At 59.6% G+C, this 5,701-nt stretch carries 7 protein-coding genes and 1 tRNA gene; 5 read left to right on the top strand and 3 right to left on the bottom strand.

Translation table 11 applies throughout. The features are described 5' to 3' along the window. Positions 1–733 precede the first annotated feature (733 nt). From OXU43_05675 to OXU43_05665, 3 genes are read left to right on the top strand one after another with little or no spacing between them, the layout of a single operon-like run. Positions 734–1,150 (top strand): very short patch repair endonuclease, encoded by a 417-nt coding sequence (locus tag OXU43_05675; GenBank protein MDD9824641.1) that lies wholly within the window; start codon positions 734–736, stop codon positions 1,148–1,150. Continuing rightward, on the top strand, positions 1,150–2,322 hold the full coding sequence (locus OXU43_05670) for a DNA cytosine methyltransferase (protein ID MDD9824640.1): 1,173 nt from the start codon (positions 1,150–1,152) through the stop codon (positions 2,320–2,322). Before OXU43_05675 ends, OXU43_05670 begins: the two co-directional genes overlap by 1 nt. 11 nt (positions 2,323–2,333) lie before the next feature. Beyond that, positions 2,334–2,987, top strand: a complete 654-nt coding sequence (locus OXU43_05665) for an Eco29kI family restriction endonuclease (protein ID MDD9824639.1) — start codon at positions 2,334–2,336, stop codon at positions 2,985–2,987. Between the two features lie 161 nt (positions 2,988–3,148). On the opposite strand, the gene OXU43_05660 is transcribed toward OXU43_05665, so the two are convergent. The 3 genes from OXU43_05660 to rplM all read right to left on the bottom strand — a co-directional run bounded on the left by OXU43_05660 (position 3,149) and on the right by rplM (position 4,137). Beyond that, positions 3,149–3,222, bottom strand: a tRNA-Gln gene (locus OXU43_05660). Positions 3,223–3,301: 79 nt separating this feature from the next. Continuing rightward, complete coding sequence (gene rpsI / locus OXU43_05655; GenBank protein MDD9824638.1) at positions 3,302–3,697, bottom strand: 30S ribosomal protein S9; 396 nt, start codon at positions 3,695–3,697, stop codon at positions 3,302–3,304. Beyond that, positions 3,694–4,137, bottom strand: a complete 444-nt coding sequence (rplM, locus tag OXU43_05650; protein ID MDD9824637.1) for a 50S ribosomal protein L13 — start codon at positions 4,135–4,137, stop codon at positions 3,694–3,696. Before rplM ends, rpsI begins: the two co-directional genes overlap by 4 nt. A gap of 86 nt (positions 4,138–4,223) precedes the next feature. On the opposite strand from rplM, the gene coq7 reads away from it, so the two are divergent. After that, entirely contained in the window at positions 4,224–4,940 is a 717-nt protein-coding gene (coq7, locus tag OXU43_05645; GenBank protein ID MDD9824636.1) for a 2-polyprenyl-3-methyl-6-methoxy-1,4-benzoquinone monooxygenase, read from the top strand. 152 nt (positions 4,941–5,092) lie between these two features. Then, entirely contained in the window at positions 5,093–5,551 is a 459-nt protein-coding gene (locus OXU43_05640) for an Hsp20/alpha crystallin family protein (GenBank protein MDD9824635.1), read from the top strand. Positions 5,552–5,701: the final 150 nt, after the last annotated feature.

Here is a 5,701-nt window from a genome sequence, read left to right as displayed (position 1 = left end):
CCCTGATTTCATACGATTTCGAGCACTATTTTCCCACTTTGCAAAAAGCACGAATGGTTTTTACACGGACTGTTTCGCAGGAATGGCGAGGTGGGGGCGCGGGAATGGCGGATGGACTTTATTCGCCGGATGCCCGCGGGGTTTTTGCACAGACTGTTAGACACGAAACAATATGTCTCGCGAACATCCACGGCGACCGCCGCCCTTTAATCCACTTAATAAGTAAGGCGCTTCAGACAATCAGGTTCCCGCGGGACACCTGACGCAGGCCGCCCGTCAGCCCACCGCTCGGATGCCGAGTGACGATGCAATCCGCACAAGCCCCGGGATCTCCGACAATGCCGGGCTTGCCCCGGCATTTCTTTCTGGCCGGGGGAGCAGGATTCGCCCCCGCACTGGCGGAGTCAGCTGAACTCCTCCCTTGCCCAACCGATAGGGCCGGCCCCTTTGCTGCGACCAGGCCGTTGCGCTCCATTTCGGGACGAATCGCCGCCCTCGCTGCCGGGAAAAACCCTCCGCTCAGTGCAATCACGGAGTTCGGGACCCATGCATAACGTAGCGCGGCAGTATCTCCTATGGTATCCTGTCTCCATTGCGGAAATTCGCAATTCGCAATAAAAAAGGATTCAAGAATACTTTCCCGAAGCGTACATTCCCGCGAATAACCCCAGGAGCAAACTGGCTAGAGAGCCGATACTCAACGTTCCTCTATGCTCGTCAAATCAAGAAAAGGATGCCTCGCTACGATCCGCTGACTCCGTCGGAGCGAAGCGAGCGAATGTCGCGCGTTCGCGACTCCGACACAAAACCTGAGATCACGGTGAGGTGGCTCGTTTACGGAATGGGTTACCGGTATCGTCTTCATGTCTCAGGGATCCCCGGAAAACCAGACCTTGTTTTCCGGCCACGAAAGAAAGTGATTTTTGTCCATGGTTGTTTCTGGCACCAGCACGGCTGTCGGCACTACCGCATGCCCAGAACCCGGAAACACTTCTGGGAGCCAAAGCTCGCCAAAAATAAGGAACGGGATGCCAAAGTCAAACACGAGATTGAAAAACTCGGATGGAAAGCAATGATTATCTGGGAGTGTCAAATTGACGATATTGCAACACTTAAAAAAGATATTAAAGAGTTTTTAGAGAAAGAATAATGAAACAGTTTTCTTCAGTCGAATTATTTACCGGGGCCGGTGGGCTCGCACTCGGGTTAGCGCAAACCGGGTGGCATCATAAGGCATTGATCGAGAGCAACGAACATGCATGCTCCACCATTCACCTTAATCAATCGCTAGGGCACCCAATGGCAAAGGGATGGCGTCTCTTCCCTGATGACGTTCAAGAGATCGAATACTCGGACTTATCAGAGCACGTGGACATGGTTGCGGGCGGCCCTCCATGTCAACCGTTTTCTCTCGGCGGAAAACATAAAGCTCATCAAGATAGGCGGGATATGTTTCCTGAGGCTATTCGGGCTGTCCGGGAATTGCGCCCCAAGTGCTTTGTTTTCGAGAACGTGAAGGGGCTGCTTCGCGAAAGCTTGTCGAATTATTTCAATTATATCATTCTCCAACTTACATACCCTCAATTACTACGAAAAACCGACAGGAGTTGGCAGTCTCACCTGGGCCATCTTGAGAGGCATCATATTAGCGGTAGAGCAAGCGATTTATCCTACCGGGTTATTTATCGCTTACTTGACTCTGTAAACTATGGGGTACCACAGCGCCGCCACCGGGTTTTCATCGTAGGATTTCGCTCCGATCTGGATCGAGAGTGGTCGTTCCCTAAACCAACACATTCATTTGATCGGCTTCTTTGGGATCAGTGGATTACAGGCGAGTACTGGGAGGAGCACAGAGTGACCAAGCGGTCACGCCCTAACATGCCCGAGAGTTTACGCTCCCGTATTCGGCGCTTAAAGGTGGACCACGGCCTCATACCTCCAGCCGAGCGGCGTGCTAGAACCGTTCGAGACGCGCTTCGCGGCCTCCCCGACCCGCGCGACAAAAAGGAAACGGTAGCCAATCATGAATTCCGGGATGGCGCACGCCCGTATCCGGGGCATACCGGCAGTTCGCTCGACGCGCCTTCAAAAGCCTTAAAAGCGGGAGATCATGGGGTTCCTGGTGGTGAGAATATGATCGCGCTCCCTGATGGAACGTATAGATATTACACTGTCCGAGAAAGCGCCCGCGTACAGACATTCCCTGATGATTATTTGTTTAGCGGGTCATGGACTGAGGCGATGCGCCAAATTGGAAACGCGGTTCCCGTCGATTTGGCTGTTGCGGTTGGCCGAAGCGTAGCAAAGCAAATAGCTTAAACACGAACAATATGTCTCGCGAACATCCACAGCAACCAACGCCCTTTAATCCACTGAATAAGAAAAATCTTGGGGAAAGTGTTGCGGATGCCTTGTTGGAGACAAAAATCAGGAATCTGCCACCTGAGAAATCTTTCGTTGGCGCTGGAATTTACGCGATCTACTACACTGGAGACTTCAAGCTGTATGCAAAAATAACCGCACGGAACACAGGCGACAAATACGCATGGCCGATTTACGTCGGGAAAGCCGTTCCCGCCGGCGCGAGAAAAGGAGGTTACGGGTTAGGAGCAGACCCTAAACAAGCTCTCTTCAAGCGCTTAAGGGAGCATGCGAACTCGATTGAGCAAACGGAGAACCTCAAACTTGCGGACTTCAAATGCCGGTTCCTCGTTGTAGATGACATCTGGATTCCACTGGCTGAGTCTTTACTGATAGAGGCGTATTCGCCTTTATGGAACAGACAAATTGATGGATTTGGAAACCATGACCCCGGGAAAGGGCGGCGTAATCAACAGCGGTCGCAATGGGACACCATTCATCCCGGTCGTTCATGGGCGAAATATTTGCAGCCATTATCCGTCGGCGCGGACGAAATTCAAGAAACTGCCGCCAAGTACGTTACAGACACGCTTCAGACAATCAGGCTCTCGCAGGACACCTGACACAAACCGCCTGTCAGCCCACCGGGTCGGAGGAAGAAGCGCCCTTCCTGCTCGCCATGCAATGGCGTATCGAAGGCCCAGGAAGATGCCGGCGCCAAGCCATTGCGCCGATGGAGACTCTGTTGGCGCCGAAGACGCTCCAGTTCGGCGGCATTTCTTTGTGGCTGGGGGAGCAGGATTCGAACCTGCACTGGCGGAGTCAGAGTCCGCTGTCCTACCGTTAGACGATCCCCCAAGGCGTTCCCGGAGGAGGGCCGTCGGCGCGTCATGCCGCCGGGGGCGTTTGCCGGCAGGGGCGACCCGCCGGCGTCAACTCAGCGCTTGGAGTACTGGGGCGCCTTGCGCGCCTTGTGCAGGCCCACCTTCTTGCGCTCCACGGCGCGGGCGTCCCGCGTCACGAAGCCCGCCTTCCGCAGCGGCGCGTAGAACTCCTCTTTGTACCGGGCCAGCGCGCGCGTCAGCCCGTGGCGAATCGCACCGGCCTGGCCGGACACCCCTCCGCCCCGAACCGTCGCATACACGTCTATCTGCGCGCGTACGCCGACGCATTCCAGGGGCTGGCGCACGACCATGCGGCTGATCTCCTGCCCAAAATATTCTTCCAGGGGCCTCTTGTTGATCGTGCAGTTGCCGCGGCCGGGGCGCAGGAACACGCGCGCCGTGGAAGTCTTGCGCCGCCCGGTGCCGTAGTAAAAGGCAGGCGTACTCATCCGAGCTCCAGCGGGGTCGGCTGCTGGGCCGCGTGGCGGTGCGCGGTCCCCACATACACCTTCAGCTTCCGAAACATGGCGCGCCCCAACGGCCCTTTCGGCAACATGCGCTTTACGGCCAGCTTGAGCACCCGATCTGGCTGCTTCTCGATCAGCCTCTCGAAACTGTCGGACTTCAGGCCGCCCGGATAACCGGAGTGCCGGTAGTAGATCTTGTTTTTGCGCTTGTTGCCGCTCACCTGCACCCGCTCCGCATTGACGATCACGATGTAGTCGCCGGAATCCACGTGCGGCGTATAGCCCGGCTTGTGCTTGCCCTGCAGCCGTTTGGCGATTTCGCTGGCCAGGCGCCCCAGGATTTTATCCGCCGCATCCACCAGGTACCATTGCCGGGGGATTTCTCCCGGTTTGGCGCTGTAGGTCTTCGTAAGAGTTTGCATCAGGTCTTTATATTCGGTTGCGCCAGGAACCGCAACGGCCCCGGCGACGGCCAGAGATTGCGCCGGGCACGGCATGGCAAAGCGAGATGATAGAAAGTACGGCAGACACTGTCAACAACGGTATTCCCGCCCGTAGCGGGGGGCCGGGCGCGGGCCGCGCCCCGGAGGCGTGGCCGGATCGCTTGGTCGCGCGTCTGGACCGGTCGCTCAGGCGCTGGTACGGCATTGCCGACGGCCGCCGCCCTTGCCCGGCCGCCGCCCCTGCCGACCCTCCCGCGCCCGCGCTGGACCCGGAGCAGCGCCGCGTCTCCCAGGGGCTGATGCGAGTCAACCACGCCGGCGAGGTCTGCGCCCAGGGTTTGTACCGAGGACAGGCGGCGGCGGCCCGCGGGCGGCGGGCGCGGCAGCTGTTCCGGGAGGCGGCGGCTGAGGAACGGGACCACCTGGCCTGGTGCCGGGAGAGGCTGTACGGCCTGGGCGCGTCGCCCAGCCGTCTGGGCCCCTGCTGGCACTTCGGCTCTTTCGCCATCGGCCTGCTGGTCGGCGCCGCGGGAGGCGACCGGCGCAGTCTGGGCTTCATGGCCGAGACCGAGCGCCAGGTCCTGGACCACCTGCGCCGCCACCTGCGCCGGCTACCCGCACCCGACGCGCCCAGCCGGGTCATCCTGCAGCAGATGATCGAAGAAGAGGCGGCCCATGGCGCGAGCGCCCGGGAGGCCGGCGGAGTCGCGCCGAATGCCGCCGGCAGGCGCCTGATGCGCCTCTGCGCAAAGATTATGACCGCCTCCGCCTACTGGCTGTAACGTTTTCTCCCCGCCATCCCGCGCCGTCCGGTCACCCTGCCCAACTGTACACCCAAGGGGGCGGCCCGGCCCCGGCAGCGCCCTTGAAATCCGCAACCTCGTCCGCATCTATAAAGGCAGAAACGTCGGCAAAGGCCGGCAGGAGGTAGGAAATGAATCTGAGCACTTACTACTACGAACCGTGGAGCATTCTGCGGAGCTTTCGCAACGAGTTGAACCGGCTCGGCTGGCCGGAGGCGGGCGCCGCGGAGAATGCCGAAGCGGACGGCAATGTCGTCAACGGCTGGGCGCCGGCGATCGATGTGCGGGAGGAATCCGACCGCTACGTGATCCGGGCCGACGTCCCCGGTGTCGCCCCCAAGGACATCGAGATCACGGTGGAGGGGAACGAACTGACCCTCAAGGGCGCACGCCGCGAGGAGCAGGCGCAGGAGGAGCGCGGGTGCCTGCGCCTGGAACGCGCCCAGGGCTCGTTCTATCGGCGCTTCCGCATCCCGGCGACCTCCGATCCGGATTCCATCGAGGCCCAGAGCCGCGACGGCGTCCTGGAGATCGTCCTGCGCAAGCAGCCGACGGCGCAGCCCCGCCGGATTGGCGTACAGGAGAAGTGAACGCCAACTGGCGACGGCAAGGTCGCCGCCCGCGCGGCAAAAGGCGATGCCCCGGCATCGCCTTTTTTTTACGGCCCGATGCCTCGCCCGCACGTATGCCGGCCTCGATCCTGTACATGCACTGTAAAACCAAAGTAGAAATGTCCTATT

The organism is Gammaproteobacteria bacterium, assembly GCA_028817255.1.
Classification (GTDB): Bacteria; Pseudomonadota; Gammaproteobacteria; order Porifericomitales; family Porifericomitaceae; genus Porifericomes; species Porifericomes azotivorans.
This window is presented reverse-complemented; position numbering and strand designations above follow the sequence as displayed.